This is a genomic window from Pseudoalteromonas sp. T1lg48 (assembly GCF_002964785.1).
In the GTDB taxonomy this organism is placed as follows: domain Bacteria; phylum Pseudomonadota; class Gammaproteobacteria; order Enterobacterales; family Alteromonadaceae; genus Pseudoalteromonas.
Window position 1 is genome coordinate 155,948 of sequence record NZ_PQCC01000002.1, and the last position, 26,874, is coordinate 182,821.

Genomic DNA, 26,874 nt, shown 5'->3' on the forward strand with positions numbered 1-26,874 from the left:
TGGGAAAACAATGCCATTCTTTAAAACATCAATCCTTACTCTAACCTGCCCCCATTTATTTGTTTTAGAGCCAAAGAAAGTGCATCCTACTCTCGCTCTGTAAGCTTTGACGGTATTGAATTCCATACTAAATTTTTTGCTCTAGCAACTTTATAAAGATTTTTGAGGATTTAGTTAGTATTTGATTAACTTCTCCAGTGAATAGATCTTGCCCACCATTAACCCAGTCTTCTATTTCGTACGCATTAGTCTTTTGGGTAACATGAAAAGGTTTTGTTTTATGTGAAGAGCCACCAGAATAATCAACGCTCATCGCTGCCGTGAATGAAAATGCGACCTTATCACCGGTTTCATTAATAGCTTGTATAGCGATCACAGCTAAAACTATAGTCGTCTTTGCGTTGTCATTAACCTGCCACTTATAGCTCGATTTATCTATAAAGGTATCTGTAAGCCTTGAATTTATAGGCTGATTTTCAAAGTATTCATCAATAATTGCTTGCATAGAGTTTACAGTTGAATCGGGCAATTTTTCAGCGAGCCCTGCAACACCACTGACTATCGCCCCCATACTCGTTCCGATAACCCCAAATACTGGCACCAATGCCAAACAAACTATAAAAAACTCTCCACAATCACCGCCAGTCAGTTCAAGACCTGTTTCAAATCCAGCTTCAACGCCGGCCGCTCCTCCTATGGCTGCTCCTGTGAGGAGATATTGACCAATTGAAGTTGTGGAGAGCTCATTTGAGGCAACTCCTTTAAAAGCAATTACCTTAATAGGTTTATCTCTTGGCACCCCTACAAACGGGGAGTATTCAACTACTGGGGTTGATGTACAGCCTAAAAATGATATGACGAGGAGCAGAAATATGATTTTACTTACAGTCATGGCATACCTCATACAGCCCTTTCAATATCGCCAATGCTTGCTCCTTTTCTTCTACTCTCAACACTATGCCTTCTTCTGTGGAGGTACATATGTTTATTGATGTCTCTGTTTCTTGGCACTGAAAACTAATGTCTTTCTCTGCGTAGTCAATCGACACAAACGTGGTGGAATTCGGCTCGATATGTAACTCGATTGTGTCTTCAAATTTTTGTTTGAATGCATAGCCTCCCGAACCTAATAAAAATATAGTCGGTAGTTCCACCCCCTCATATCCATGCTGTGTAACTCTCAAGCTACTGCCCCCAGGATTAATTTGTATTAGCGCAAATGTATCCTGAGTGATTGTCGAAACGTGCTCACCATTAATTACAATATATTTATAAGTAGCCTCAGATATCCAGGACTCAGATTTTGAATAGACGATTAGCTGTGATTTATTGGCGTTTTGCTGCTCCAGAAGTGCCACAGAAAACAAGCCTTTTTGCGGCAATGATTTTGTAACAGAACAGCCACCTGCGAAGAATAGCAAGATAAATATGATACGCATAAGTCTGGCCTATTGTTCTGAGAGAGTATGCGTATTAGCTCTCTGAAAATTTCTGGTCCATTTTGTCCCCATAATCAAAAGCTATTGATAGTGATACGAGAACTTCTGAAAAGTTTATTTAGTGCATCCCCTAACGCAAAGTTCGGATGATATGTGAGCCTCGCAGTGCCCTTGCTTCCAGTATAGTCCATTACGGGTAAGAGAAAAAAACAGTAAGAATTCCTCAGGGGGTTAAAGTGCTCACTTAAATAATTACCGAGTAAAAAGATAATAACGACATAAATGAGGTCGTAAAATAATGCTACCCAATGCACATGATCGTGAGACTCATCAAAGTCAAGGTCGTGTTATTGCAACCGCCACCTAGGGTACTTTTCTAATGCCATAATTTAAGAGCTATATGTAATACCGCTGGTGATGCAAACGCATATAACACAGTTAAATTCGCAGCGTTTTGCTCATTGTGCCTCCTATTAACAACATCAAATAACGTGCCAAAATTAAAAACAAAAAAGATAAGTCACTGCTTTTCTAGGACGCAAAAAAAGAGGGCTGCTGCCCTCTTTTTTATTCTTCTGCTGTTTCTGTCACTTCAGGCTCTGGCGTACTGCCTGCAAGTTCAATCTCGCAGCCATCCACTCTTTGTAAGCCACGGGGCAGTTTATTACCTCGGCGACCTCGCTCACCATGATAGTGCTCTAAATCGCTTGGTTTGAGTGTCAGCTTGCGCTTACCGGCAAGCAAGGTCACGCTGGCACCTTGCGGCACCACCGCCAGCAATTTCACAAATTCCTCACGAGCTTGCACCTTGGCGCTCGGGATGGAAATGATCTTATTACCCTTACCCTTAGCCAGCTTGGGGAGATCGCGCAGCGGGAACAACAGCATGCGCCCCTCGCTGGAAATGGCCATGCAATAGTCGCTGGCGATATCACCCACGGCAATGGGCTGCAGCAGTAAGCCACCTTTTGGAATACTCACCAAGGCCTTACCGTTTTTGTTTTTACTGACCAGATCGTTAAATTCGGCCACGAAACCATAACCGGCATCGCTGGCCATCAGCAGCATCTGCTCATTGTCGGCCATTACCGCATGCTCCAAGGTCGCCCCTGCGGCAATATTAAAGCGTCCCGACATGGGCTCACCCTGGCTGCGCGCCGACGGTAAGCTATGGGCATCGGTGGCAAAGGCACGGCCACTGGAGTCGAGGAACACCGCGGGCTGATTGCTCTTACCCTTGGCACTGGCCTTAAACTTATCGCCCGAGCGATAGCTCAAGCCTTCGGCATCGACATCATGGCCCTTGGCCACACGGGCCCAGCCTTTTTCGGAAAGCACCACGGTCACCGACTCGGACGGGATCAAATCCTTCTCGCTCAGCGCCTTGGCTTCTTCACGCTCAACCACGGGCGAACGACGTTCATCGCCATAGGTTTCTGCCGCTTCCTGAATTTCCTTTTTCATCAGCGTCGACATGCGACGCTCTGAACCCAGCGTCAGCTCTAATTTGTCACGCTCTTTGGCCAGCTCATCCTGCTCACCGCGAATTTTCATTTCCTCTAACTTAGCAAGATGACGAAGTTTTAAGTCCAGAATCGCTTCGGCTTGTGTTTCCGTTAAGCCAAAACGCTCCATCAACACCGGCTTGGGCTCTTCCTCGTTGCGGATAATGGCAATCACTTCGTCAATATTGAGGAAGGCAACCATTAAACCTTCAAGGATATGCAGACGTGCTAAAACCTTATCGAGGCGGTATTGCAAACGACGACGCACCGTATCACGGCGAAACTCTAGCCACTCGGCCAAAATACTGCGCAGGTCTTTAACCTGAGGACGACCATCAAGGCCAATCATATTCAGGTTAACGCGGTAGTTTTTCTCAAGATCTGTGGTTGCAAACAGGTGCGCCATCAACGGCTCCACCTTGATGCGGTTCGAGCGCGGCACCACCACGATACGGGTCGGGTTTTCATGGTCCGACTCATCGCGTAAGTCCGCCACCATGGGCAGCTTCTTCGCGGTCATTTGGTTGGCAATTTGCTCCAACACCTTGGCACCCGAGCACTGATGCGGCAGCGCAGTGATCACTATTTCACCTTGCTCAACATGGTACTTGGCACGCATTTTTAGCGAACCACGACCCGTGGTGTACATCTTCTCGATGTCGGCTTTCGGGGTGATAATTTCCGCTTCGGTGGGGTAATCCGGTGCCTTTACCAATTGCAGCAGTTCGGCTAATTCGGTTTTTGGTTTATCGAGCAATAAACAACAGGCTTCGGCCAGCTCACGCACGTTGTGAGGCGGAATATCCGTGGCCATACCAACGGCGATACCGGTCACCCCGTTTAAGAGGATATGCGGTAAACGAGCCGGCAATACCAGAGGCTCTTTCATGGTACCGTCGAAGTTCGGCGTCCAGTCTACCGTGCCCTGACCAAGCTCTTTGAGTAGCACCTCGGAGAACTTAGACAAGCGCGCTTCGGTATAACGCATGGCGGCGAAAGACTTAGGATCATCCGCCGCGCCCCAGTTACCCTGGCCATCCACCAGCGGGTAACGGTAAGAAAACGGCTGTGCCATCAACACCATGGCTTCATAACAGGCGCTATCACCATGGGGGTGATACTTACCCAATACGTCACCCACGGTACGGGCGGATTTCTTGTATTTTGCCGCCGCCGATAAGCCCAGTTCGCTCATCGCGTAGACAATACGGCGCTGTACCGGCTTCAGGCCATCGCCAATATGCGGCAAGGCACGGTCCATGATCACGTACATGGAATAGTTAAGGTAGGCGTCTTCGGTAAAACGCCCCATAGTAAGCTGCTCTATGCCTTGTTGTGACAAGGTCGTTGTTTGTGTCATTGCTCGTTATCCAAACTTACTTTTTATTATATTGCACACGGTAGATGGCATTGGCGTAATCGTCGGAGACCAGCAGGCTGCCATCGGGCATTTGCACCATGGCCACCGGGCGACCATAGGTTTGCTCATTTTCCATAAAGCCGGTGATAAACGGCGTATAGCCCGTCACCTTGTCGCCCTCAACCTTGGCGACCATAACTCGGTAACCCGCTTTTTTACTGCGGTTCCACGAGCCGTGCTCGGCCACAAATAGCTGATTTTTATATGTGCCAGGGAACTGCTCGCCGGTGTAGAAATGAATCCCCAACGGCGCCACATGGGCACCCAAATTAAGGGCCGGCTGTACATAATCACTCATCTTCTTACCCTTACCAAATTCAGGATCGGCAATGGTGCCGCCATGAAAATACGGGAAGCCAAAATGTTGTCCGGGCTTTGTGATCACATTGATTTCACAGGGCGGGATATCATCGCCCATCATGTCGCGGCCATTGTCACTAAACCAGAGGTTGCCAGTTTGCGGGTGGTAATCAAACCCCACCGAATTACGTACGCCCTTTGCGATGGTGGTCACTTCTTTGCTTTTTAGATCCAGTGAATAAAGCAAACCAAATTCCGGATCCTCGGCACAGACATTACAAGGCACGCCTACCGGAATGATTAAATCACCCTGGGGGGAAAAGCGAATAAATTTCCAGCCATGGTGACGTTTATCGGGTAGCTGGTCGAATACCACCTCCCTTTCGGCCTTATCCAGCTTGGTGTCTATGTCTTTAAAGCGCACGATGCGCTCCACTTCGGCGACATATAAATCACCGTCTTTAAAGGCGATGCCGGACGGCAAATTCAGGCCCTCGGCTATCAATACCTGACGCTCCGCCTGGCCATCTTTATCCGCATCGATTAACGCGTGCACCTTGCCGGCCTTGCGCGAGCCCGCATAGACGATGCCACTGTCTGATAACGCCAGCTGACGGGCGTTCTCTACATTTAAGGCATATGGCTCGATACTAAAGCCTTCGGGAACCGATAGACGCTCGGTAATGTCCGTGGCCTGGGCACTGCCCACAAAGGCCAAACCCATTAACGTGCTTAAAATTTTCTTACCCATGGAAACCTCTCTCTGTTTATTGGCGCCTTAGCTCGGCACCCAGATTGCTGTTACTTACAGTTCAACTTCGGCTTTATCGCCGTGGTTTTCTAACCATTGGCGGCGATCGCCGGATCGCTTTTTCGCCAGCAGCATGTCCATCACTTCTTCGGTCTGCTCCGGCTCGTCCAAGGTTAACTGCACCAAGCGACGGGTGTTGGGATCCATGGTCGTTTCGCGCAGTTGCAGCGGGTTCATTTCACCCAAACCTTTAAAGCGCTGGACATTCACCTTGCCGCGCTTTTTCTCTGCTTCGATACGATCCAGGATCCCGGTTTTTTCATCTTCGTCTAGGGCATAGAAGACCTCTTTACCCACGTCGATACGATAGAGCGGCGGCATCGCCACATAGACATGGCCCTGAAGAACCAGGGAGGGGAAATGCTTTACAAACAGCGCACACAGCAAGGTGGCGATATGCAGTCCATCGGAGTCCGCATCGGCAAGAATACACACCTTGCCATAGCGCAACCCGCTTAAGTCTTCACTGTCTGGATCTATACCCAGGGCCACGGAAATATCGTGCACTTCTTGCGAGGCCAGGATCTGCCCCGACTCCACTTCCCAGGTATTGAGGATCTTACCGCGCAGCGGCATGATCGCTTGAAAGTCTCTATCGCGCGCCTGTTTAGCCGAGCCACCCGCCGAGTCACCTTCCACCAGAAAGAGTTCGGTGCGCTCGATTTCGCTGCTGCTACAGTCGGTCAGCTTACCCGGCAGCGCCGGCCCTTGAGTGACCTTTTTACGCACCACCTTTTTTGCCGCGCGCATACGACGCTGGGCATTGCTAATACACAGCTCGGCCAAGAGCTCGGCCACGTCTGTGTGTTCGTTCAACCACAGGCTAAAAGAATCTTTCACCACCCCGGAAACAAAGGCCGCACATTGACGCGACGACAGTTTTTCTTTGGTTTGTCCGGCAAATTGCGGGTCTTGCATCTTCACCGACAGCACATAGGAGCACTTATCCCAGATGTCTTCCGGAGTCAGGCGCACGCCCCGTGGTAAAAGATTACGGAATTCACAGAACTCGCGCATGGCCTCAAGCAGACCCTGGCGCAAGCCATTAACATGAGTACCGCCCTGGGCGGTGGGGATCAGGTTTACATAGCTTTCGGTTATCGACTCACCACCTTCCGGCAGCCATAGCAAGGCCCAGTCGACCCCTTCTGTACTGCCGCTAAACTCACCGGTAAAGGGTTGTTGCGGCAGGGTTTCATAGCCCTTGGTGGCGTCCTTGATATAGTCTTTGAGGCCGGCCTCATAGAACCACTCTTGCGTTTCCTTGGTTTGCTTATTAACAAAGCGAATGCGCAGGCCCGGGCATAGCACCGCCTTGGCCTTAAGCACGTGGTTTAATTTCGTCAGTGAGAAGTTGGCCGAATCAAAATACGAGGCATCGGGCCAAAAGCGCACCGAGGTTCCGGTATTACGCTTACCCACGGTACCCGTTACGTGCAAATCTTGCACCTTATCACCATTGGCGAAGGCAATTTCGTAGACCTGACCATCACGACGCACGGTCACCTCAACTCGAGTCGACAAGGCGTTCACCACGGAAATACCCACACCATGCAAACCACCGGAGAATTGGTAGTTTTTATTGGAGAACTTACCACCGGCATGGAGTTTGGTGAGGATCAGCTCAACCCCGGGGATCCCTTCTTCCGGATGAATATCAACCGGCATACCCCGGCCATCATCGATCACCTCAAGGGAGTTATCTTCATGGAGGATCACATCCACCTTGCTGGCATGACCGGCCAGGGCCTCATCGACACTGTTGTCGATCACTTCTTGGCCCAGGTGGTTAGGACGAGTGGTATCTGTATACATGCCCGGACGGCGTTTTACTGGGTCCAGACCATTTAATACTTCAATTGCTTCGGCGTTATAGTTCTGCTGGCTCATATTTTTATTCGTTAACAGCCTATGTGGTTAGGGTGATATTTAAGAATCGCGTAATGGCGCCAAAATAGCGCTCAAATCCTACAAAGCGGTGCTCGCCGCCGGGTTCAACAACCTGTTGGCAGAGTTGGTAGTAGTCTACGGCCTGCCTATAGGGTAACACTTCATCACCTTGTTGTTGTAACAAAAACAATAGCTCGGGGGAAGCTAATTGCTCCAAATAAAGTTGTTCCAGCGCCCGCACATGCGTTTGCTCTAACTGGTAATGATAATCCTGATAAGGATTGTATTGGGCCCCCAAATATTCGCTAAACCGACGCGCCGGATGCACTGCAGGGTTAACCACCACGGCGGGTAGCCCATGGGTTTGCGATAAGTAAGTGGCATAAAAGCCACCCAGGGAGCTGCCGATCAAGGCGGTGTGCTCATCCAGGTGCTCCTCTAACTGGGCGATGGCCACTTTTGGATCATGACTTAAGCGCGGCAAATATATTGCCCGGACCAATTGGCCAGATACTCGCCTAATTGCACCGCTTTTTGCGATAACTCCGAGCTATTAAAGCCATGAATATAGATTAATTTTCTAGCCATACTACCTGTGTCTTGAGTGACCCGTCCTGTTCCACGCGCAGGCGACGATAGGCCGGACCCATGCTCTGTTGCTGCCAATCCTGCGTGTGTTTAGTAAATTGAATCGAGGTCGCCGGCGTGCCGTATATGGTTACGCCTTCATAAACACGTTCATACTCGTTATGAGCATGACCATGCACCAGCGCCTGAACCTGGGGATACTCGCCCAGTAAATCCAACAATTGGGCGCCGTTTTCCAAAATGTGTTTGTCGATATAACCGCGCACCGGCAAGGGATGGTGGTGACCGATTAATATATGCGGCGCGTCACTCTCGGCCAGCGCCTCTTTAATGTCGTGCAGGTGCGACTTGCTCACCCAGCCCGACGGCGTGGTGCCCTTGGTATTGATCAGCAGCAATTGCGCGTAAGGGTGGCAAATACGTTTGCAGGACCGGATTTGCCCTTCACTCATGGCCTGCAAATGGGTGAGTTCATCATGATTGCCGGGCACCCAGAATACCGGACATGCCAGGGGGCTCTTTGCCACCAGCTCGGCAAATAATTGATAGGACTCGGCCGTGTGATCCTGAGTTAGGTCGCCACCGAAAACCACAAAATCGAACGCTTCCTCGGCCATAGCCGCCAGGGTTTTCGCCAAGTGCTCGGCACAATTAACATTAAAGTATTCGCCGTTTTTATCGGCAAACACATGACTATCGGTAAAGTGACCGAAGTGCAGCGGCTGGGCTGCATTAATATGATGTTCTTTAAACCAGGTCACTGCCACAATCCCAATCCAATACCGCCTCGCCGTGCGAAATACAAAACGTCAGCCAGTCGTGTAAAAACGCATTGACCTGATACTTCTCGTCTTTTTGATGCATGCCCGCATTCGGGTAGCTGTAGGTTGGTTTAATGCGGCTGTGATAGTCCGGGTGCACCACCTCGGCCACCCGGGCGTCGTGATAAATGCGTACGTTCATCGGCGGCGTAAACATACCGGCAATGGCGCCGCGCACCTGAGTAATACAAATATCCGTGGTGTACTTGGCCATCTGCTCTATATCAACTTGATAGCGCTCATGACGAATATCCAACAAACGCGACGCGCCCCGGCATTGCTGCTCGGGGAGGATGCGCAGGACATTGGCATAATTGCGCTCACATAGAGTGAGATACTTGGGTAATGATTGTATATACCCGGCTCTTCTTTGTACCGTCACGGTTTATTCCACTGCTGTAAAATACGCTGCTCGTTCAGTGCCAACCATTGTAGACTGATCACCGTGGCTGCGTTATCGATTTCACCGCTATTGAGGCGGGCCAGGGCTTCGTCTAGGTCCAGCACATGGACCTTAATATCTTCGCCCTCATGATCCAAGCCGAAAATCCCTCCGGCCTCACTGAGATCCGTTTGCGCCAAGTATAAATACAGGCGCTCGCTGGTGCCCCCGGGGCTGGATAAGTACGACAACATAAATTCCAGCTCACCGAGCTCCAGCCCGGCTTCTTCCTGCGCTTCTTTACGTACCACGGCTTGATAATCTTCGCTGCCGTCGGCCATGCCGGCGATGCACTCCAGTAACCAAGGACTGTCTTTACTGGCCATGGCGGCGATACGGATCTGCTCAACCAGGAGCACCTGGCGACTACGGGGATCATAGGGTAAGACCGCCACCGCATGACCCCGTTCAAATATTTCCCTTTCTATGGTGTCGCTGCGACCGCCGGCAAAGAGTGCATGGTTAAATCGGTACTTATCCACTTTAAAGAAGCCATCGAAGACTCTTTCGGTGCTTTCAACCTGCACATCTTCGTTTTTAAAACTACTGATTTTATTCATATAAAACAGACCGATTACGTTAAGTCACAAAAACAAGAATAAACGATACCGTTTACCCTTCCGCTAAATATAAATTCTGTTACACTTAAGCATATATTATTTACGCTTTTGCTTTTCAATATCGTGTCTAAACACGGTAACATGCAGATAATTCGCAATATATTCCTAAGGACTGTACTGAAAATGAAAAAGACATTGTTGACGACGTTGCTAGCGCTTAGCTTTAGCTCTTACAGTCATGCTGAAGACCTGCTCCAGGTTTATCAAATTGCCCTTGAAAATGATCCCGTGGTCCTTAAAGCCAAGGCCAATGCCGAAGCACAACAGCATAACACAGACCGAGCCTTAAGCGCCTTGTTACCACAAGTCGACTTTTCTATGGGCTACAGTAAAACCGACAGTGACGGTTACGATATCGACACCGATACCGGCCAGTTGATGTCCCTCGATACCGAGCGCGACACTTTTTCTCGTCAGATCAGTCTTAACCAAGCCATTTTCAACTTGAATGCATGGCGTTCATTGGATATCGCCGATAAGCAGGCGCTGCAACAGCAAACCGTTTACGACCTGGCACAACAAGCCCTGATCGTGCGCGTTTCGCAAGGCTATTTCAACGTCCTTAGTGCGATCGACACCCTGGAATTTGTGCAGGCGGAAAAGCGTGCCATCGAGCGTCAATTAGAGCAAACAAAACAGCGCTTTGCCGTGGGCCTAACGGCTATCACAGACGTACACGAAGCACAGGCTCAGTTCGATAACTCGGTTGCCCGTGAAATCGTTGCCAAAAACGATGTGGAAACGGCTCGAGAGCAACTACGTGAAATCACAGGTAAATACCACGCCAAGCTGGACACTTTGGACACCGAGACCTTCTCTACCGTACAGCCAACCAAGCAAAACACCGACTTTGTTGAGCTTGCCAAGCAAAACAACTTAGAGTTACAAGTGTCTAAAGCCACCGTTGACATTGCCAAGCAGCAAATCGACCTGGCGCAAGCGGGTCACTACCCGACGCTCTTTTTGAACGCCTCTTACGGCGATTCATTGACAGATACAGAAATCAGCACCATGGGCACCACCTTTAACCGTGATCACGTGCCCCGTGAAGATCAAACCACCGTTGGCCTAAGCTTCAACCTGCCACTGTACTCAGGTGGTGCCACCGTCGCCTCAACCAAGCAAGCGCGCTCTCTGTATGTGGCCGCCAGCGAAGACCTAGAAGCGACACTACGTGCCGTAACCCGCTCGACTATTACCTCATATAATCAGGTAGTCTCGGATATCGCCACCTACAAGGCCCTTGAGCAGGCGGTGATCTCGGCGGAAAGTGCGTTGCAAGCAACCGAAGCCGGTTTCGAAGTGGGTACACGTACCATAGTCGACGTACTGGTAAGCACCCAGAACCTATACAACGCTAAGCGTAACCTGGCTAACGTGCGTTATCGCTATGTGGTGTCAACTCTGGCGCTTAAGCAAGCGGCGGGCACTCTGACGGCGCAAGACTTGGAAGCTATCAACCAAGGCTTAAAAGCACAAAACTAAGACAACAGACAAAGCCAGCCTCAGCGCTGGCTTTGTTTTGCCAATATAACGTATACTGAGCGCCATTCGTCATGATAAATATCAACGCTTGTGGTTAACAAAACATCCTTCCAACTGGCTTTTTTTGCCCCGAAATACTGGCCTAGCTGGCTATCCGTTTTCTTACTCTATACCCTTAGTTGGTTACCCCAATCCTGGCAACTGGCTTTAGGACGTGCACTCGGCCGCCTTGTTTATCGCTTGATGAAAAAGCGCCGCAAAATCGCCGAAGTGAATATCGCCCTGTGCTACCCGGAGCTAAACGCCGAGCAACGAGCCGAGCTGGTGCTTAAAAACATGGAAAACACCGGCATGGCCATTTTTGAAAGCGCCATGGCCTGGTGGTGGCCCGATTGGCGAATCAATCGCATTGTTGGCTCAATCACAGGTTTGGAACACATTGATAAGGCGAATGCCGAAGGCTGTGGTGTACTCCTAATGGCACCACATTATTTGCACCTTGAAATGTCATCTCGGATCATGGGCACACAGCGCCACGCTGTTGGCTTTTACAGACCACATAACAACGCCTTGATGGATTATTTCACCACCAAGGGCCGATTGCGTTCAAACAAATACCTAGTTGGTAAGCGCGATATCAAAGGCCTTTTGAAAGCGCTAAAAGACAAAAATTTCTGTTATTACCTGCCAGACCAAGACTATGGCAGAAAACGCAGCGTTTTTGCCCCATTCTTCGCAGTTGAACAGGCCGCGAGTACAACAGGGACGCTTATCTTTGCATCTGCGAAATACTGTAAAACACTCAGTATCCACAGCCGTCGTGATGAAAAGGGTAAATACCATTTGGCTGTGCAACCTGCGCTTGAGAATTTCCCGAGCGGCGATGAAGTGGCCGATGTCACAGCGGTCAACCAACGCATGGAAGAGGCTATCAATAAAGCCCCAGAGCAATATATGTGGTTGCATCGACGCTTTAAAACCCGACCGGATCAAAACGCGCCCTCTTACTACCGCTAGAAACCCTGGACCCTGGAAAATAAAAATAATAAGGAAGGTAAGCAATGTGGTTTTGGATTAAACATTTGTCTTTGGCGGCAATCCTGCTGTTTGCCGCCGGCTACTTTTTGCTCGGTGACGGGCCCATGTTTAAAGACCAACAAGACAACGCCGCCGCCTCCGGGTTATCACAATTTTATGCCAGCATTAAAAGCTCGGTGCGAAGCGCCACAGAGCGCGACAAGTATGTGATTAATCTTGGCACCCCAAGCAATGATCTTGATGCACAGCTGAGCCAACGCTTAGGCACGGTTCAGGGCACGGATCTGCGCTGGCAAGGCAGCGTGAAAACCCGTCGCTTTAGCGCCGGAGCTACCCTAAAAAAAGCCCTTGCGGATTTTGCCAAAGAAGAAGGCGTGGCCTTTTACTGGCACCTGGATAAGGACTATGTCATAAAACATCCATTTCGCGTCGACGACACCTTTGTCGCCACCCTGCACCAGGTAGGTAAAGCCATCGACAGCGACTTTGAAAGCGATGTACAAACCTTCTTTTGCCATCAACAAAGGGCGGCGCTTATAACCGAGCGCCCCTCCGCCTATGTGCGGGACAACTGCATTAAAACCGTTGCCCGCTAGGGAAGCGTTAATCTGTTTGAGGCGGTGATAACAAGGCCGCCCAAACACTGCAGACACTGGCAATTTCCTGCTGCACCTCCAACTTAGCCACCAGCTTATCCTGATTACGCAAACTCAACACATGATACAGGCCACGGTAATGGCAATAGGCATGAATAAGTTGCTGAGCCTCGCGCTCACTAATGCAATCATGGGCCGCGGCAATTTCTAGAATGCGGATATTATCCGAGTAAGTCACCAGTTGCGGATGCTTTTCGGCATAAGCCAAAACCAGATACTGGGTAATAAATTCAATGTCGGTCATGCCGCCATGGCCTTGTTTCAGGTCGAACAGCAGGTCGTTATCCCGGCTTAGGTGCTGGCGCATTTTCTCGCGCATCTGTAACACATCCTGTTGCAATGCCGCCCGTTGGCGGTGTTGCGTCAGTATACAGTGGCGTATCTCGTCAAAGCGCACCGCCAACTCCTGACTGCCGTAAATCACTCGTGCTCTAACAAGGGCCTGATGCTCCCAGGTCCAGGCCTGAGTTTGCTGATAATGTAAAAAACTTTCGATATTAATCGCCAGCAGACCGGATGAGCCCTCGGGGCGCAAACGTGTATCGAGCTCATACAAGATGCCTGAGCTGGTGCGGGTATTGAATAGATGCATCAGTCGCTGCGCCAGCTTTAAGTAAAACTGGCGGGAGGAGATCACCTTGTCACCGTCGGTATGGGAGTCGCCATCATGATTATGGACAAACACCAGATCGAGATCCGAGTCGTAGCCCAGCTCCAGCCCGCCGGCCTTACCATAGGCTATCACCGCAAAGCCCTTATGCTCATCATCCGTGCCCTCGGGACGCCCGAAACGGGCCACCATTTGTTGCCACGCCAGATTCACCGCCTGCTCCACAATCGCCTGCGCTAAGGCGGTCAAGTGATCGCTCACCTTCATTAACGGCAGCACCCCGGTGGCATCGGCGGCGGCAATGCGCAGCTGCTGAGTTTGTTTAAACTGGCGCAGGGCTTCCATTTGCAGCTCAAGGTCCTGCTCGTCGATACGCAGGAAGTACTGACGGATCTCATTGGCGTAGGCATCAAGCGGCAAGGGCTTGTAGAGCTCGGCCGGGTCGATCAGCTCATCGAGTAAAATGGGATAATGTGCAATTTGCTCACCGATCCAACGGCTGTGAGCGCACAGACGTACCAATTGCTGCAAGGCCCCGGGGTTTTCCAATAACAGTTCCAAATAGGTGGTGCGCGACATGATTTTATCGAGCACATTGGCCACCAGGGCGAATACCTCGCCGCTGGCGCTGATTTTTTGTAGCCGTGCCAACACCTGAGGCATTAGCTTGTCAAGGGTATCGCGGCCGCGCTTGCCAATAGGCTGCTTGCTGACCCGCTCACGAAAATGCTGCAAAGGCGCTTGCCAACTGGCTCGTTGCTCCGGTTCAGCAATGACATCACTGAGCGCCTCGATATCACCATGCTCCCAGGCCAGCACATAACTGCTGTCGACGGTGGCGCTGGGCTCCTGTTCAAACCCTATCACCTGCTCAAATTCGGTGCGAATTCGCGCCATGGCGGCATCAATAAGCGCCCTCGCTCCCTGCTCATCGGGTTGCGCCAGTAAGTAGCTCAGACGCAGCCAGTCTTGCTCATTGTCCGGTAATTGCTGGGTTTGTTGATCGGCAAAAGCTTGCAAATACTGCTCAACCCGGCGCAACAAGGCATAGTCATGCCACAGCTGCTGATATTGCTCGTCTGTAAATACCGCCAACTCCGTAAGCGCCTTCAGCGCCTGGTGCAAGCCTGCGGTCTGTAACTGCCGCTCGCGGCCACCCCGAATAAGCTGCAGCGCCTGCACCACAAACTCCACCTCGCGAATACCGCCAGCTCCGAGTTTGATATTATCCACTAAGCCTTTACGCCTTACTTCCTGGGCAATTAACGACTTCATCTTGCGCAACGACTCGATCACCGAAAAATCGATATAGCGACGATAAACAAAGGGCCGCAGCAGGGTGTAAAACTCCTGGTGATAGACGTTAGCGCTGCCAATCAAGCGGCCCTTAAGCATGGCATAACGCTCCCACTCTCGGCCCTGCTCCTGGTAATAGTCTTCCATGGCGGCAAAGCTCATCACCAGAGGACCACTGTCACCAAAGGGGCGCAAACGCATATCGACACGGAACACCCGGCCATCGGCGGTGTGTTGGTCTAACGCGGCAATCACTTTTTGCGCCACCTTGGTATAAAACACCTGAGCCTCAATGCTGCGGCGCCCGCCCTGGGTCGATACCGAGCGCGGATAGGTGAAGATTAAGTCGATGTCCGACGAATAATTAAGCTCAAAGCCTCCCAGCTTGCCCATGCCTAAAATCAGCATAGGCAGACTTTCTCCCTGCTCATCAAGCGGCTCGCCGTTGAGCCTGGTCACCTGCGTATAGGCCCAACGATTGGCGGCATCGATCAACTTATCACTCAACTCGGAGACATAACGCATGGAGTCGCCAATGTCGTTGGCACACACCAAATCCAGGTAGGCTACATGTAACCAATACTGCTGCCGATACAAACGCAAGCGACGCATCGCTTGGGTATCATCCACTTCTTCTAAAGGCTCACTGAAGACCTCTGGCGCCGGATAGGACGCTTGCTGCTCGGGAGCCAATAACCACTCACCCCAATGGGGGTGGGCGCTGAGCACCTTAAAGGCAAAGTCACTGAGCGCCAGTAATTGCACCAATGGCGACCGCAGGGGCGCCTGCAAGGGCGACAGCCGAGACTCCCCCATTTCCTGTTGGTTATATATCTGCTGATAACGACTTTCACCAAGTTGTTGTAATAACGTGGGAATAGTTATGGCTGCTGGCATGAAATAGCTCTCTTTTAAGTTACGGCCAAGCGTACTAGAATGAAGTCAAAGTTACTCTAATGTAGTCAGTATGACGTATTTTACTTTGTCAAACGAGTCCCTCTACACTTTTGCAATTTGCTTTGCGGCCATTGCCTTAGTGTTGTTTTTGCTGCGTATCTATACTCAGATCAAGGCAAGACAAACTCTCAGTGAAGAGCTGGCCCAGCGCGATAACTTCGCCCTCGGCATCAGCTACGCCAGTTATTTGCTCTCCCTGGTGCTGGTAATAGGCTACCTTGTCGACGACTTCTCGCTCACCGTGATGTGGCAAACGCCCTGGAAAGTGCCCTTTTTATTGCTGCTTATGTTGCTGTTTATAAAGGTGGGTCAGGCAATCCATCGTAAGTGGATCTTAAATCGTTTTAACGAAGAAAAAGCTATCTTAAAACAAAACGTCTGCGCCGCTATGGTCGACTCCGGCATGTTACTGGGCAATAGCATAGTAGTAATCGGATTGGTCAACTGGTCGCAAACCAATAGCCTATACTCATTGTTAGTGGTGTTTGTCAGCTTTTTGATGCTGCAGGGCATGTTTGCTCTGGATAGTAAAATACGCGAGGTACGCTTTGCTAAATTTAACCAGGGTGCTTCACTGCAGAATAACTTTAACCTGGAAAATACCTCTATCGGCATCCGCTACGCGGGCAAGTCTGTGGGTATGGCGCTGGCTATCTATGCCGGGCTGGCCAGCGCCAGCTACCACAGTGGCAAAATGGTGGAAAATGTCTTTACTTTGGCGGTGCACTGCGGTCTGATGTGGATACTGGTTTCGGCGATGTCACGCTTAGTGTTGTTGATAGTGCTCTATCGCGTCAATACCGGTGTTGAAGTGGATCATCAGGATAATGTCGGCATCGCCGCGGTTGAGTTTTCGGTGCATTGCGCCATGGGCTATTTACTGATTCAATTTTTTGCCTAAGGCATAAGGGCCTTCATGAACTTAAGCAATTATCTCTTGCTCGACAGTGACCCCCTGTTAAGTCGTGCCTTTTGCGCCAGGGTTGACAGCTCAGGGGTGATTGTCGCCGGCGCCAATACCCGCCACATGGTCAAGCTCATGTTTGACCAGCAGGCCAAGGATTATTGCTACTGTGATTTTGAAAACGAAATCAGTGTTGCCGAGCTTTCCAGCTATTTATCACGCCATCACAAGATTGCCGGCGTGCTTATTTTTACTGAGGTCTACGAGAGCGCCAGCGATACCTTCAAATGGGTGATAGACTCCTTGCATCCCAAGCGCTACCTCATTGAACAACACGACCAACATTACCACCTAGAACCCTTAGACACTCCCTTTCGCCACAACCACTTAAGCTGTAATCAGGACCCAGATTCACTTGCGCATTTAGGCGACTAGTTTAGACTGTCGCAAAACCCCCTTTAGAGCATTCAAATGAGAGTTCCGCATATTTATGAACCGGCAACCCTAGAGCTAGGCATTGAGCTCGACCTAGGTGATGACGCCGCCGGACACATTGGCCGCGTGCTGCGCATGCAAAGCGGCGATCAGATCAGCCTGTTTAACGGTGAGGGAGGCGAGTATTTATGTGAAATCCTTATCGCCAGTAAAAAGCAGGTACGAGTTAAGGTGATTGAATTCAAAGACTTCGAATGCGAATCCCCCTTGGCTATTCACCTTGGCCAGGTGATCTCCCGCGGCGATAAAATGGATTTCACCATTCAGAAATCGGTGGAGTTAGGTGTCAGTGAAATCACGCCCTTATTTAGCGAACGCTGCGGCGTAAAATTAGCGGCCGACCGGCTCGCAAAAAAGCATCAACAGTGGCAGAAAATCGCCATTGCCGCGGCGGAGCAATGCGGACGCAACCGCGTTACCACCATCCATGAGCCCATGGCTTTAGAACAATGGCTGCAACAAGGCTCGAATGCCACTAAGCTTACCTTACACCCCCGCGCCGAGCACAGTATTAAAACCTTGGCCGCACCAAGCTCAGGGGTGCGCTTCTTAGTTGGCCCGGAGGGCGGTTTTAGCGATGAAGAGATTGCCTCAAGCCACAACAATGGTTTTATCGATATCCGCCTTGGTCCCCGGGTACTGCGCACGGAAACTGCGGCTTTAACCGTACTCAGCGCCCTGCAGCTAGAATTTGGCGACCTAGGCAATTGATTTTGGCCTTCACCAACCCCATTACATAGTTAGAATTTTTTTAAGCGAGCATAGCAATGGCAATAAAACTGGGCATTATTAGCGACCCGATTTCAGGATTTAACATTAAAAAAGACACCGGCTTTGCAATGATGATGGAAGCGCATAAGCGTGGTTATGAGTTGTATTACATTGAAATGGACGACCTGTTTTTACGCCAGGGTCGTGCCTATGCTCATGCCGCCAAGGCCGAGGTGTTTGATAATCCAGAAAAATGGTACGAGTTGCAGCCCCAAGCCGATATTGCCCTAGGCGAGCTGGATATTATCCTGATGCGTAAGGATCCGCCGTTTGATACCGAGTATGTGTATGCCACCTATATTTTAGAGCGTGCCGAGCTTGAAGGCGCCTTAGTGGTTAACAAACCTCAAAGTCTGCGTGATGCCAACGAAAAGCTCTACACCGCCTGGTTTAGCGAGTTTACTCCGGACACCTTGGTGACCCGTTCGGCCAAGCAGATTCGCCACTTCCTTGGCGAGCATGGCGATATCATTCTTAAGCCTTTGGATGGCATGGGTGGCGCGTCTATTTTCCGCGTAAAACAAGACGATGCCAATATTGGCGTAATCATTGAGACGCTAACCGAGCACGGCAGTCGCTATGCCATGGCACAAAATTATATCCCAGCGATCAAAGACGGTGATAAGCGCGTATTGGTAGTTGATGGTGAGGTGATCCCTTATTGTTTGGCCCGTATTCCGCAAAAAGGTGAAACGCGAGGCAACCTGGCCGCCGGCGGCCGCGGTGAAGTACGTCCGCTTAGCGATGATGAACGTCGCATTGCACAAGCCCTGGCGCCAACCCTAAAAGCCAAGGGTTTGTTGTTTGTTGGCCTGGACATTATCGGCGATAAGCTCACCGAGGTGAACGTCACCGCCCCGACTTGTGTGAAAGAAATCGAGGGCGAAACCGGTATTTCTATTACCGGACAGTTTTTTGATGCGTTGGAGCGTAAGCTCGCGCCAGCTTAACCTAAGGTAAGCCTATGCAATCATTAACGAACCACTTTTTAGTAGCCATGCCGTCAATGCAAGATCCCTTTTTCAAGCACGCGGTGGCCTACATTTGCGAGCACAATGATGATGGCGCCATGGGACTGGTGATCAACCAGCCCATCGATGTCACCGTGGGCGAATTGCTCGACAAGGTCGAGATCGATAACGATAAAAGCAGCAAGGCGGCGGGCCATCAGGTATTTGCCGGAGGGCCGGTTAAAACCGACCGGGGCTTTGTATTGCACACCCCTAAACCCGGCTACGCATCATCGCAGGAGTTAAGTTCAGAGCTCATGATCACTACCTCCAAGGACGTGCTCGCCAGCCTGACCACCAGCGATGCGCCACAGGACTTTATTATCACCCTGGGCTATGCCGGCTGGTCCGAAGGCCAGTTGGAAAAAGAGCTGTTGGAAAATACCTGGCTGATTATAGAGGCAGATCCGCAGATCATCTTTAACACCCCCATTAGCGAGCGCTGGCACAAGGCACTCGCTCTGGTAGGCATAGATGCCGACAAACTAAGCCTTGAGGCCGGACACGCATGAGCCAAAGCAATAAAACCCCGCCAGGGCAACGCAGTGTCATGGGTTTTGACTTTGGCACCAAAAGCATAGGCGTGGCCATTGGCCAGGAGCTCACCGGCACCGCCAATGCGCTGCGCGCCGTTAAGGCCCGAGACGGCATTCCAAACTGGGACGATATTCGCACCCTGGTGAATGAATGGCAGCCGGATTTACTGGTGGTTGGCCTGCCTTTGAACATGGATGGCACCGAGCAAGACCTCACTCACCGCGCCCGTAAGTTTGCCAATCGCCTGCATAGCCAAACCGGCTTGCAGGTCGAAACCCAGGACGAGCGCCTGACCACGGCGGCGGCTAAAGAGCAATTATTTGCTGCCGGAGGTTATCGCAATCTGCGCAAAGACAATATCGACAACGCCTCGGCGGTGTTGATCCTCGAAAGTTACTTTTCCGCCGCCTACGGCGATTAAGGCTGCTCGGTTAGTGAGCTGATACAATAAGGGCGACCCTGGGGTCGCCCTTAATTATTTGTGCAGGTGCTTTAAAACTTGTCGTCGTCACTGCTTAGGCCGTCAACGGTTACCCCTTGAAGGAAACCAGCCCCCTGCTGATCATTGTTGCGCAACTTGATCATTAAGCGCAGATCGTTTGGCGAGTCGGCGTGGTGCAGCGCATCGGCATAGCTGATGCGTTTGTCCTGATAGTGATTGAATAACGCCTGGTCGAAGGTTTGCATACCGATTTGCGTCGACTTTGCCATCACCTCTTTAATGGAACCGATTTCACCTTTTTTGATAAGCTCGGCCACCATGGGTGAATTCAGCAACACCTCGATAGCGGCAACACGACCTTCGCCGTCCGCAGTGGGTACCAATTGCTGGGCAATGATGGCGTGCAAGTTGAGCGCCAGGTCATACTTCAGCTTCTCGTGCTTTTCTTTGGGTACCAGGTGCATAATACGGTCGATGGCTTGGTTGGCATTGTTGGCGTGCAGGGTCGCCACACACAGGTGACCGGTTTCGGCAAAGGACAGGGCGTATTCCATGGTCTCTTGTGAACGGATCTCACCGATAAGGATCACATCCGGAGCCTGACGCAGGGAGCTTTTCAGCGCCGCTTCAAAGCTTTCCGTATCCAGGCCCACCTCACGTTGAGTGATAATGCTCTTATTGTGCTCATGCACGAATTCGATCGGATCTTCAATGGTCAGAATGTGACCTTTTTGATTGCGGTTACGATACCCCAAAAGCGCCGCCATTGAGGTCGACTTACCTGTACCCGTACCACCAACAAATAGCACCAGGCCCCGCTTTTTCATGATCACATCGGTTAATACCGACGGTAAGCCGAGGTCTTCCGCATTAGGAATAACCGTGTTAATACGACGAATAACCATGCCGGCCTGATCGCGCTGCCAAAATGCGGATACCCGGAAGCGCCCTTCTTCGGTGGCGATGGCAAAGTTACATTCTTTGCTGTTGTGGAATTCATTGATTTGCTTGTCGGTCATAGCCGACTCAACCAGGGTCAGAGATTCATCGTCGCTCAATACATGGTCGTCCAGCGGCGTAAGCTCACCGTTGACCTTGGCGCTCACTGGCAAACCACTGGAAACAAATACGTCCGACGCCTCTAGGGCGACCATCTTTTGCAGGTGATGTGATAATGGCTGTAACATTGCTGAGTTCTATCCTACATTTGGCCCGATAAACCGAACTGGGTTTTATCATGGGCTTTCGCTTTAGCTGCTTGGGTACTGATAAGACCACGGTTCAGTAAGTTATGTAAGCACTGATCCATGGTTTGCATGCCGTGGGCGGCACCGGTTTGGATGGATGAATACATCTGCGCAATCTTATCCTCACGGATAAGGTTACGAATCGCAGGAATACCTATCATAATCTCGTGGGCGGCAATACGGCCTCCAGAGACTTTTTTCAGTAGCGTTTGCGATATAACCGCACGCAGTGATTCCGACAGCATCGAACGCACCATGTCTTTTTCTTCACCTGGGAATACGTCGATAATACGGTCTATGGTTTTCGGTGCCGAGGTGGTGTGCAGAGTACCAAATACCAGGTGACCGGTTTCCGCCGCGGTCATCGCCAGGCGAATGGTTTCCAAGTCCCGTAGCTCACCCACCAGAATAACATCGGGGTCTTCACGCAAGGCACTACGCAGGGCGGCGTTAAAGCTATGGGTATCACGGTGCACTTCCCGTTGGTTAATCAAGCATTGCTTATTTTGGTGCACAAATTCGATCGGGTCTTCAATGGTCAGAATGTGATCGTGACGGGTGTTATTGATGTAATCGATCATCGCCGCCAGGGTCGTTGATTTACCCGAACCGGTCGGTCCGGTTACCAATACCAAACCACGAGGGTTCTCTGAGATGGTTTTGAAGATGTCCGGCGCCCCTAAGTCGTCCAGCGTCAGCACTTCGTTCGGGATGGTACGGAACACCGCGGCGGGGCCACGGTTGGTGTTAAAGGCATTAACACGAAAACGCGCAAGGTTAGGCACTTCGAATGAAAAATCCACTTCCAGATTTTCTTCGTATTCTTTGCGCTGTTTATCGTTCATAATATCGTAGACGAGCCCACTCACCTCTTTGGCTTCGAGCACGGGAATATTGATGCGGCGCACGTCACCATCGACACGGATCATCGGTGACACACCGGCAGAAAGGTGTAAATCCGAGGCCTTGTGTTGCACACTAAAGGCCAGTAATTCGGTAATATCCATAAATAGGACTCCACAACCAACTGATAACTTTATGGTTACAATAGCAGAACGACTCGATGCCGCCTATGACAGAATAGCTCAAGCGGCAAAAAAAAGCGGCCGCGATTATAATGACATCACTTTAATTGCCGTTTCTAAGAAAAAACCCTTAGAAGATATTCTAGCGGCTTTTGCGCATGGCCACCGAGAATTTGCAGAATCTTATGTGCAAGAAGGGGTTGAGAAGGTTCGCCAGCTTAGTGAATATAAGAATATAGTATGGCACTTTATTGGCCCGATTCAGAGCAACAAAAGTAAGGCCATCGCCGAAAATTTTAGCTGGGTGCAAAGTATCGACCGCGAAAAGATTGCACGACGCCTCAATGAGCAACGTCCCAGCAACATGAAGCCGTTACAAGTGTTAATCCAAGTTAACGTAGACGATGATGCCAACAAATCCGGTTGCCGTCTCGAAGAGGTGCCGGCTTTGGCTGCCTTTATCCATAGCTGCAACCAGCTAAATTTGCGTGGATTGATGGCAATTCCCTCAAAATCAGAAAGCTATGAGGCGCAATTACAATCTTTTGAGCAATTAAGCGCTTGCTTTGATAGAATAAAGGACCAATATCCACAGCTCGACACCCTGTCCATGGGCATGAGTGGCGACATGGATGCGGCAATCGCCGCCGGCTCCACCATGGTGCGCATTGGCACCGCCATTTTTGGCGAACGTGACCAATAGCACTTAGGCGCCGAACATCGAATAACACAAGATTTGAGGTCTATATGTCACAGCAAACCATCGCGTTTATCGGTACTGGAAACATGAGTTACGCCATCATTGGCGGCATGGTGAAAAATGGCTTTGCCAAAGAGCAGATCATTGCCACCAATCGTAATCAGGAAAAACTCGCGAAGGTGGCCGCAGACTTTGGTGTACGCACTACCGCCGATAATATCGAAGCCCTGCAACAGGCCGACATCATTGTTTTGTCGGTCAAACCCCAGATGATGGCCGAGTTGGCACAAAGCTTTATTGCCGCCGGCGTCGACTTTAGCGACAAGGTCTTTATTTCTGTTGCTGCCGGTATCACGGTGAAACGCCTGCAGGAAATGCTGAACCACCCGGTGAAAATGGTGCGCTGCATGCCGAACACTCCTTCGCTGCTTGGTCGTGGTGTCAGCGGCCTGTATGCCGAGGGCACGAGCGAGGATGAAAACCAGTTTATTGAAGCCGTGTTTAACAGCACAGGTCTGGTAGTGTGGGTCGATAAAGAAGAGCAAATCAATGACATCATCGCCGTCACCGGCTCGTCACCCGCCTATTTCTTCTTGTTTATGGAAGCCATTGAACAAAAAGCGATTGAGCTGGGCTTTAGTGCCGAGCAAGCCCGTGCCCTGGTACAGCAAACGGCCCTGGGTGCGGCAGAGATGGCCCTATCACAAACGGATATCAGCATCGCCCAGTTACGCGCCAATGTCACCTCAAAAGGTGGCACCACCCATGCCGCGGTGGAACACCTGAAGGCGCATGGATTAGTTGAAAACGTCTCCGGCGCCATGGATGCATGCATTGCCCGCGCCCAGGAGATGGAGCAAGAAATTTAATTTTTTATTGAGGCTGAACCATGAACTCAGTGCATTTTTTAGTTGGCATCCTGTTTGATTTATTCCTTATGGTGGTGCTGCTGCGCTTTTGGCTACAGGCGGTACGAGCGGACTTTTACAACCCGCTCAGCCAGTTTGTGGTCAAGGCTACCAGCTTTGCCGTAAACCCGCTGCGCAAGGTGATCCCCGGTTTTGCTGGTTTAGACATTGCCTCCCTGGTATTGGCATTCATTGTCGCCTTTGCCAAGGTTACCACCCTGCTGCTGATGTTTGGCGAGGGCTGGAACACCACCTTGGTGCTGATGGGCGGTGTGTTCACCCTGATCCGCGAGGCCCTGCAGTTGCTGTTTTGGGTGTTGATCATTCGCGCCATCTTGAGCTGGGTGAGCCAGGGCTACAATCCCATCGAGGCCATCTTCCATCAGCTGACCGAGCCCATGCTGCGGCCAATTAGAAAGGTGATCCCTCCCATCGGTGGCTTAGACCTGTCGATACTGGTGCTGATCATCGGCTTGCAGTTTTTGCAATTCTTATTAATGGATTTAACCCGTTAATCGAGCCTCGGGAGGCACTAGTTCGCCCGATTTCTGATACACTTACTTAGTAGAACCCACAGTACTCACAACACAGGAGTAGTAGCTATGAAAGCTCTGCTATACAGCCTAATCTTAAGCGTGTTGTGCATGGCTCCAAGCTATGCGGCGCAAGACGATGTTCAAGGCGGCCAGTTTAAAAACCTTGGCCATTGGCAAGTTCACTATATTGCCTTTCCCTCAACCACCATCGCCCCTCAGGTAGCCCGCAGCTATAACCTGGAGCGCGCTGGCGACCGAGCGTTAATCAATATTTCCGTTCTTAAGAACGACAAACCGCAAACCGTGGCGATTTCCGGGGTGGCGAAGAACCTCTTAGGACAAAGCGAGGAACTGGAATTCCAGGAAATCAAAGAAGGCGACAGCGTTTACTACATTGCCCAAATGCGCTTTGAAGACGAAGAAACCTATCGCTTTGAAATTACCCTGACGCAGGGTACGACCGTGGAAGTACTGCGCTTTCATCAAAAGCTGTACAAAGACTAAGAGATAACAGATGACAACATGGGTGCTTGCCACCGGCAACAAGGGTAAGGTTGCCGAGCTCAGCGCGCTATTAAGCGACTTAAATATCACCATAAAGCCACAAAGCGACTTTGCCGTTAGTGATGTAGCCGAGACCGGCACCACCTTTGTGGAAAACGCCATCATCAAAGCCCGTCACGCCAGCGCGCAAACCGGCTTGCCGGCCATCGCCGACGACTCGGGCTTGATCGTTGATGCTCTCGATGGCGCTCCCGGCGTTTATAGCGCTCGTTATGCAGGCCCCGATGCCAGTGACAGCGATAATATCGACAAACTGTTACTGGATATGCAGGGGCAAGAGCAACGCAGTGCCCGTTTTTGCTGCGTGTTGGTATTAATGCGCCATCAGGACGACCCGCTGCCGTTGATCTGTCAGGCCACCTGGGAAGGCGAGATCACCGAGCAACGTAGTGGTTATGAGGGCTTTGGCTATGATCCCGTGTTTAAGGTCAAGGGTCTGGATAAAACCAGCGCCGAGCTGACCAAGGCCGAGAAAAACGCCATCAGCCATCGCGGCCAGGCATTACAACTGCTACTCGCTCAATTGCAGGGTTAACTCGTGACCCTGCCCCCTTTAAGCCTTTACATTCATATTCCCTGGTGCGTGCAAAAGTGCCCCTACTGCGACTTTAATAGCCACGGCCAAAAAGGACAGCAAATTCCCGAACAGGAGTATGTGCAACACCTGCTTGCAGACTTGCGCACCGATGCTCCGCTCGCTGCCGGACGCCCTATTCACAGTATTTTTATTGGTGGCGGCACGCCAAGTCTGTTATCGGGTGAAGCGTTACAAACCCTGCTTGATGGCGTGCGTAAACTTACGCCGCTGGCCGACAATGCAGAAATCACCCTGGAAGCCAACCCGGGCACGGTGGAGGCTGGACGCTTTAGCGACTATGTAAAGGCCGGTGTTAATCGTATTTCCATCGGCGTGCAATCCATGCAGCAGGACAAGCTCAAGGCGCTGGGACGCATTCACAGTGCCGATGAAGCCAGACGCGCGGCCGAGCAAGCACACCAGGTGGGGCTGCGCAGCTTCAATCTGGACTTAATGCATGGCCTGCCGGGACAAAGCATAGACGATGCCCTGGGTGACTTGCGTCAGGTGATCGCCTTAAACCCACCGCATATTTCCTGGTATCAATTGACCATAGAGCCCAATACCCAGTTCTATTCCAAACCGCCCACCTTGCCAGAAGACGATACGCTCTGGCAGATCCAGGAGCTGGGTCAGGAACTGTTGCGCGAGGCCGGTTATCAGCAGTATGAAATATCTGGTTACGCAAAACCCGGTCATCAATGCCAACACAACTTGAATTATTGGCGCTTTGGCGATTATATAGGCATAGGTTGTGGCGCCCATGGCAAAATAACCAAACCCGATGGCAGCATAATACGCACCGAGAAGGTAAAGCACCCGCGCGGTTATATGGATCTCACCAAACCCTATTTATATAGGCAGTGGGAAGTGACCAACGACGAGCGACCCTTTGAGTTTATGATGAACCGCTTACGCTTGGCCGAGCCCTGCCCTCTTGAGGAGTTTCAAGAATACACGGGCTTAGACATAAGCCAGATTGAAGCTCAGTTACAAGCGGCGCAACAGCAAGGCTTGCTGAGCCGTGACAGCACCCATATTCGGGTGACCGAGCGCGGCCATAGGTATCTTAATGAATTGCTGGAAATGTTCGTTTAATAGGGTCTGTTTATCTTTGCGGTTTACTTTATGTTCAATCTAAACGCATTCTGGTGAATATAATCACTCATTTATCTGGTTAAATTCATCCATGAAGCTTGGTTACATCGCGCATCCATGTGCTCACCTCGCTAAGCTGCGAAGCATTGCTTCGGTCTTGCTCGCCTATGTTCATAGCGAGC

At 50.8% G+C, this 26,874-nt stretch carries 26 protein-coding genes and 1 pseudogene; 15 read left to right on the top strand and 12 right to left on the bottom strand.

What is annotated here, in order from left to right; translation table 11 throughout:
- Positions 1–127 precede the first annotated feature (127 nt).
- From C2M29_RS02485 to C2M29_RS02530, 9 genes and pseudogenes are all read right to left on the bottom strand, one after another.
- Complete coding sequence (locus C2M29_RS02485) at positions 128–892, bottom strand: hypothetical protein (RefSeq protein WP_158684630.1); 765 nt, start codon at positions 890–892, stop codon at positions 128–130.
- Positions 879–1,439, bottom strand: a complete 561-nt coding sequence (locus C2M29_RS02490) for a hypothetical protein (RefSeq protein ID WP_105188229.1) — start codon at positions 1,437–1,439, stop codon at positions 879–881. Before C2M29_RS02490 ends, C2M29_RS02485 begins: the two co-directional genes overlap by 14 nt.
- Before the next feature lie 567 nt (positions 1,440–2,006).
- Entirely contained in the window at positions 2,007–4,304 is a 2,298-nt protein-coding gene (gene parC, locus C2M29_RS02500) for a DNA topoisomerase IV subunit A (RefSeq protein WP_105188231.1), read from the bottom strand.
- A gap of 16 nt (positions 4,305–4,320) precedes the next feature.
- Complete coding sequence (locus tag C2M29_RS02505; RefSeq protein ID WP_105188232.1) at positions 4,321–5,415, bottom strand: PQQ-dependent sugar dehydrogenase; 1,095 nt, start codon at positions 5,413–5,415, stop codon at positions 4,321–4,323.
- Positions 5,416–5,469: 54 nt separating this feature from the next.
- Positions 5,470–7,365, bottom strand: coding sequence for a DNA topoisomerase IV subunit B (gene parE, locus C2M29_RS02510; RefSeq protein ID WP_105188233.1), 1,896 nt, complete (start codon positions 7,363–7,365; stop codon positions 5,470–5,472).
- Between the two features lie 19 nt (positions 7,366–7,384).
- Positions 7,385–7,953, bottom strand: a pseudogene (locus C2M29_RS02515) (YqiA/YcfP family alpha/beta fold hydrolase).
- A complete protein-coding gene (locus C2M29_RS02520; protein ID WP_105188234.1) occupies positions 7,938–8,714 on the bottom strand; it encodes a metallophosphoesterase in 777 nt (258 codons plus the stop codon). The pseudogene C2M29_RS02515 and the gene C2M29_RS02520 overlap by 16 nt, the downstream one beginning before the upstream one ends.
- Complete coding sequence (locus C2M29_RS02525; protein WP_105188235.1) at positions 8,701–9,156, bottom strand: DUF1249 domain-containing protein; 456 nt, start codon at positions 9,154–9,156, stop codon at positions 8,701–8,703. The genes C2M29_RS02520 and C2M29_RS02525 overlap by 14 nt, the downstream gene beginning before the upstream one ends.
- Positions 9,153–9,776, bottom strand: coding sequence for an NUDIX domain-containing protein (locus tag C2M29_RS02530; RefSeq protein WP_105188236.1), 624 nt, complete (start codon positions 9,774–9,776; stop codon positions 9,153–9,155). Before C2M29_RS02530 ends, C2M29_RS02525 begins: the two co-directional genes overlap by 4 nt.
- A 183-nt stretch (positions 9,777–9,959) precedes the next feature.
- Between C2M29_RS02530 and tolC the strand changes: the two genes are divergently transcribed.
- From tolC to C2M29_RS02545, 3 genes are all read left to right on the top strand, one after another.
- Positions 9,960–11,321, top strand: coding sequence for an outer membrane channel protein TolC (tolC, locus tag C2M29_RS02535; protein WP_105188237.1), 1,362 nt, complete (start codon positions 9,960–9,962; stop codon positions 11,319–11,321).
- A gap of 90 nt (positions 11,322–11,411) precedes the next feature.
- Positions 11,412–12,338 carry an LpxL/LpxP family Kdo(2)-lipid IV(A) lauroyl/palmitoleoyl acyltransferase gene (lpxL, locus tag C2M29_RS02540; RefSeq protein ID WP_105188238.1) on the top strand — a complete coding sequence of 309 codons (927 nt, stop codon included), beginning with the start codon at positions 11,412–11,414 and terminating at the stop codon, positions 12,336–12,338.
- 44 nt (positions 12,339–12,382) lie between these two features.
- Positions 12,383–12,955 carry a TcpQ domain-containing protein gene (locus C2M29_RS02545; RefSeq protein ID WP_105188239.1) on the top strand — a complete coding sequence of 191 codons (573 nt, stop codon included), beginning with the start codon at positions 12,383–12,385 and terminating at the stop codon, positions 12,953–12,955.
- 7 nt (positions 12,956–12,962) lie between these two features.
- Here the strand turns inward: C2M29_RS02545 and glnE are convergent, their stop codons facing one another.
- The gene (gene glnE, locus C2M29_RS02550) at positions 12,963–15,818 is read right to left on the bottom strand and encodes a bifunctional [glutamate--ammonia ligase]-adenylyl-L-tyrosine phosphorylase/[glutamate--ammonia-ligase] adenylyltransferase (protein WP_105188240.1); all 2,856 of its coding nucleotides are present in this window, start codon (positions 15,816–15,818) and stop codon (positions 12,963–12,965) included.
- A 70-nt stretch (positions 15,819–15,888) separates the two neighbouring features.
- Between glnE and C2M29_RS02555 the strand changes: the two genes are divergently transcribed.
- From C2M29_RS02555 to ruvX, 6 genes are read left to right on the top strand one after another with little or no spacing between them, the layout of a single operon-like run.
- Positions 15,889–16,779 (top strand): DUF350 domain-containing protein, encoded by an 891-nt coding sequence (locus tag C2M29_RS02555; protein ID WP_105188241.1) that lies wholly within the window; start codon positions 15,889–15,891, stop codon positions 16,777–16,779.
- 15 nt (positions 16,780–16,794) lie between these two features.
- Entirely contained in the window at positions 16,795–17,217 is a 423-nt protein-coding gene (locus C2M29_RS02560; RefSeq protein WP_105188242.1) for a hypothetical protein, read from the top strand.
- Positions 17,218–17,253: 36 nt separating this feature from the next.
- Positions 17,254–17,988 (top strand): 16S rRNA (uracil(1498)-N(3))-methyltransferase, encoded by a 735-nt coding sequence (gene rsmE, locus C2M29_RS02565; RefSeq protein ID WP_105188243.1) that lies wholly within the window; start codon positions 17,254–17,256, stop codon positions 17,986–17,988.
- A gap of 56 nt (positions 17,989–18,044) precedes the next feature.
- A complete protein-coding gene (gene gshB, locus C2M29_RS02570; RefSeq protein ID WP_105188244.1) occupies positions 18,045–18,998 on the top strand; it encodes a glutathione synthase in 954 nt (317 codons plus the stop codon).
- 14 nt (positions 18,999–19,012) lie between these two features.
- Complete coding sequence (locus C2M29_RS02575) at positions 19,013–19,570, top strand: YqgE/AlgH family protein (protein WP_105188245.1); 558 nt, start codon at positions 19,013–19,015, stop codon at positions 19,568–19,570.
- Positions 19,567–20,016 carry a Holliday junction resolvase RuvX gene (gene ruvX / locus C2M29_RS02580; protein ID WP_105188246.1) on the top strand — a complete coding sequence of 150 codons (450 nt, stop codon included), beginning with the start codon at positions 19,567–19,569 and terminating at the stop codon, positions 20,014–20,016. The genes C2M29_RS02575 and ruvX overlap by 4 nt, the downstream gene beginning before the upstream one ends.
- Before the next feature lie 71 nt (positions 20,017–20,087).
- On the opposite strand, the gene C2M29_RS02585 is transcribed toward ruvX, so the two are convergent.
- Positions 20,088–21,224 (bottom strand): PilT/PilU family type 4a pilus ATPase, encoded by a 1,137-nt coding sequence (locus C2M29_RS02585; RefSeq protein ID WP_105188247.1) that lies wholly within the window; start codon positions 21,222–21,224, stop codon positions 20,088–20,090.
- Positions 21,225–21,238: 14 nt separating this feature from the next.
- Entirely contained in the window at positions 21,239–22,291 is a 1,053-nt protein-coding gene (locus C2M29_RS02590) for a type IV pilus twitching motility protein PilT (protein WP_105188248.1), read from the bottom strand.
- Positions 22,292–22,322: 31 nt separating this feature from the next.
- Here C2M29_RS02590 and C2M29_RS02595 point away from each other — a divergent pair, with 31 nt between their 5' ends.
- From C2M29_RS02595 to hemW, 6 genes are all read left to right on the top strand, one after another.
- The gene (locus tag C2M29_RS02595) at positions 22,323–23,012 is read left to right on the top strand and encodes a YggS family pyridoxal phosphate-dependent enzyme (protein ID WP_105188249.1); all 690 of its coding nucleotides are present in this window, start codon (positions 22,323–22,325) and stop codon (positions 23,010–23,012) included.
- A 44-nt stretch (positions 23,013–23,056) separates the two neighbouring features.
- Entirely contained in the window at positions 23,057–23,878 is an 822-nt protein-coding gene (proC, locus tag C2M29_RS02600; RefSeq protein WP_105188250.1) for a pyrroline-5-carboxylate reductase, read from the top strand.
- A 20-nt stretch (positions 23,879–23,898) separates the two neighbouring features.
- A complete protein-coding gene (locus C2M29_RS02605; protein ID WP_105188251.1) occupies positions 23,899–24,432 on the top strand; it encodes a YggT family protein in 534 nt (177 codons plus the stop codon).
- An 87-nt stretch (positions 24,433–24,519) separates the two neighbouring features.
- Positions 24,520–24,957, top strand: coding sequence for a DUF4426 domain-containing protein (locus tag C2M29_RS02610; RefSeq protein ID WP_105188252.1), 438 nt, complete (start codon positions 24,520–24,522; stop codon positions 24,955–24,957).
- Between the two features lie 10 nt (positions 24,958–24,967).
- Positions 24,968–25,552: an XTP/dITP diphosphatase gene (locus C2M29_RS02615; protein ID WP_105188253.1), complete on the top strand. Its 585-nt coding sequence runs from the start codon at positions 24,968–24,970 to the stop codon at positions 25,550–25,552.
- A gap of 3 nt (positions 25,553–25,555) precedes the next feature.
- Positions 25,556–26,692, top strand: a complete 1,137-nt coding sequence (gene hemW / locus C2M29_RS02620) for a radical SAM family heme chaperone HemW (RefSeq protein ID WP_105188254.1) — start codon at positions 25,556–25,558, stop codon at positions 26,690–26,692.
- Positions 26,693–26,874: the final 182 nt, after the last annotated feature.

Excerpts from the sequence above, each read along its gene's own strand:
- C2M29_RS02485 (WP_158684630.1), bottom strand. The coding sequence starts at position 892 with ATGACTGTAAGTAAAATCATATTTCTGCTCCTCGTCATATCATTTTTA.
- C2M29_RS02490 (WP_105188229.1), bottom strand. The coding sequence starts at position 1,439 with ATGCGTATCATATTTATCTTGCTATTCTTCGCAGGTGGCTGTTCTGTT.
- parC (WP_105188231.1), bottom strand. The coding sequence starts at position 4,304 with ATGACACAAACAACGACCTTGTCACAACAAGGCATAGAGCAGCTTACT.
- C2M29_RS02505 (WP_105188232.1), bottom strand. The coding sequence starts at position 5,415 with ATGGGTAAGAAAATTTTAAGCACGTTAATGGGTTTGGCCTTTGTGGGC.
- parE (WP_105188233.1), bottom strand. The coding sequence starts at position 7,365 with ATGAGCCAGCAGAACTATAACGCCGAAGCAATTGAAGTATTAAATGGT.
- C2M29_RS02530 (WP_105188236.1), bottom strand. The coding sequence starts at position 9,776 with ATGAATAAAATCAGTAGTTTTAAAAACGAAGATGTGCAGGTTGAAAGC.
- tolC (WP_105188237.1), top strand. The coding sequence starts at position 9,960 with ATGAAAAAGACATTGTTGACGACGTTGCTAGCGCTTAGCTTTAGCTCT.
- C2M29_RS02545 (WP_105188239.1), top strand. The coding sequence starts at position 12,383 with ATGTGGTTTTGGATTAAACATTTGTCTTTGGCGGCAATCCTGCTGTTT.
- glnE (WP_105188240.1), bottom strand. The coding sequence starts at position 15,818 with ATGCCAGCAGCCATAACTATTCCCACGTTATTACAACAACTTGGTGAA.
- C2M29_RS02555 (WP_105188241.1), top strand. The coding sequence starts at position 15,889 with ATGACGTATTTTACTTTGTCAAACGAGTCCCTCTACACTTTTGCAATT.
- C2M29_RS02560 (WP_105188242.1), top strand. The coding sequence starts at position 16,795 with ATGAACTTAAGCAATTATCTCTTGCTCGACAGTGACCCCCTGTTAAGT.
- rsmE (WP_105188243.1), top strand. The coding sequence starts at position 17,254 with ATGAGAGTTCCGCATATTTATGAACCGGCAACCCTAGAGCTAGGCATT.
- gshB (WP_105188244.1), top strand. The coding sequence starts at position 18,045 with ATGGCAATAAAACTGGGCATTATTAGCGACCCGATTTCAGGATTTAAC.
- C2M29_RS02575 (WP_105188245.1), top strand. The coding sequence starts at position 19,013 with ATGCAATCATTAACGAACCACTTTTTAGTAGCCATGCCGTCAATGCAA.
- ruvX (WP_105188246.1), top strand. The coding sequence starts at position 19,567 with ATGAGCCAAAGCAATAAAACCCCGCCAGGGCAACGCAGTGTCATGGGT.
- C2M29_RS02585 (WP_105188247.1), bottom strand. The coding sequence starts at position 21,224 with ATGTTACAGCCATTATCACATCACCTGCAAAAGATGGTCGCCCTAGAG.
- C2M29_RS02590 (WP_105188248.1), bottom strand. The coding sequence starts at position 22,291 with ATGGATATTACCGAATTACTGGCCTTTAGTGTGCAACACAAGGCCTCG.
- C2M29_RS02595 (WP_105188249.1), top strand. The coding sequence starts at position 22,323 with ATGGTTACAATAGCAGAACGACTCGATGCCGCCTATGACAGAATAGCT.
- proC (WP_105188250.1), top strand. The coding sequence starts at position 23,057 with ATGTCACAGCAAACCATCGCGTTTATCGGTACTGGAAACATGAGTTAC.
- C2M29_RS02605 (WP_105188251.1), top strand. The coding sequence starts at position 23,899 with ATGAACTCAGTGCATTTTTTAGTTGGCATCCTGTTTGATTTATTCCTT.
- C2M29_RS02610 (WP_105188252.1), top strand. The coding sequence starts at position 24,520 with ATGAAAGCTCTGCTATACAGCCTAATCTTAAGCGTGTTGTGCATGGCT.
- C2M29_RS02615 (WP_105188253.1), top strand. The coding sequence starts at position 24,968 with ATGACAACATGGGTGCTTGCCACCGGCAACAAGGGTAAGGTTGCCGAG.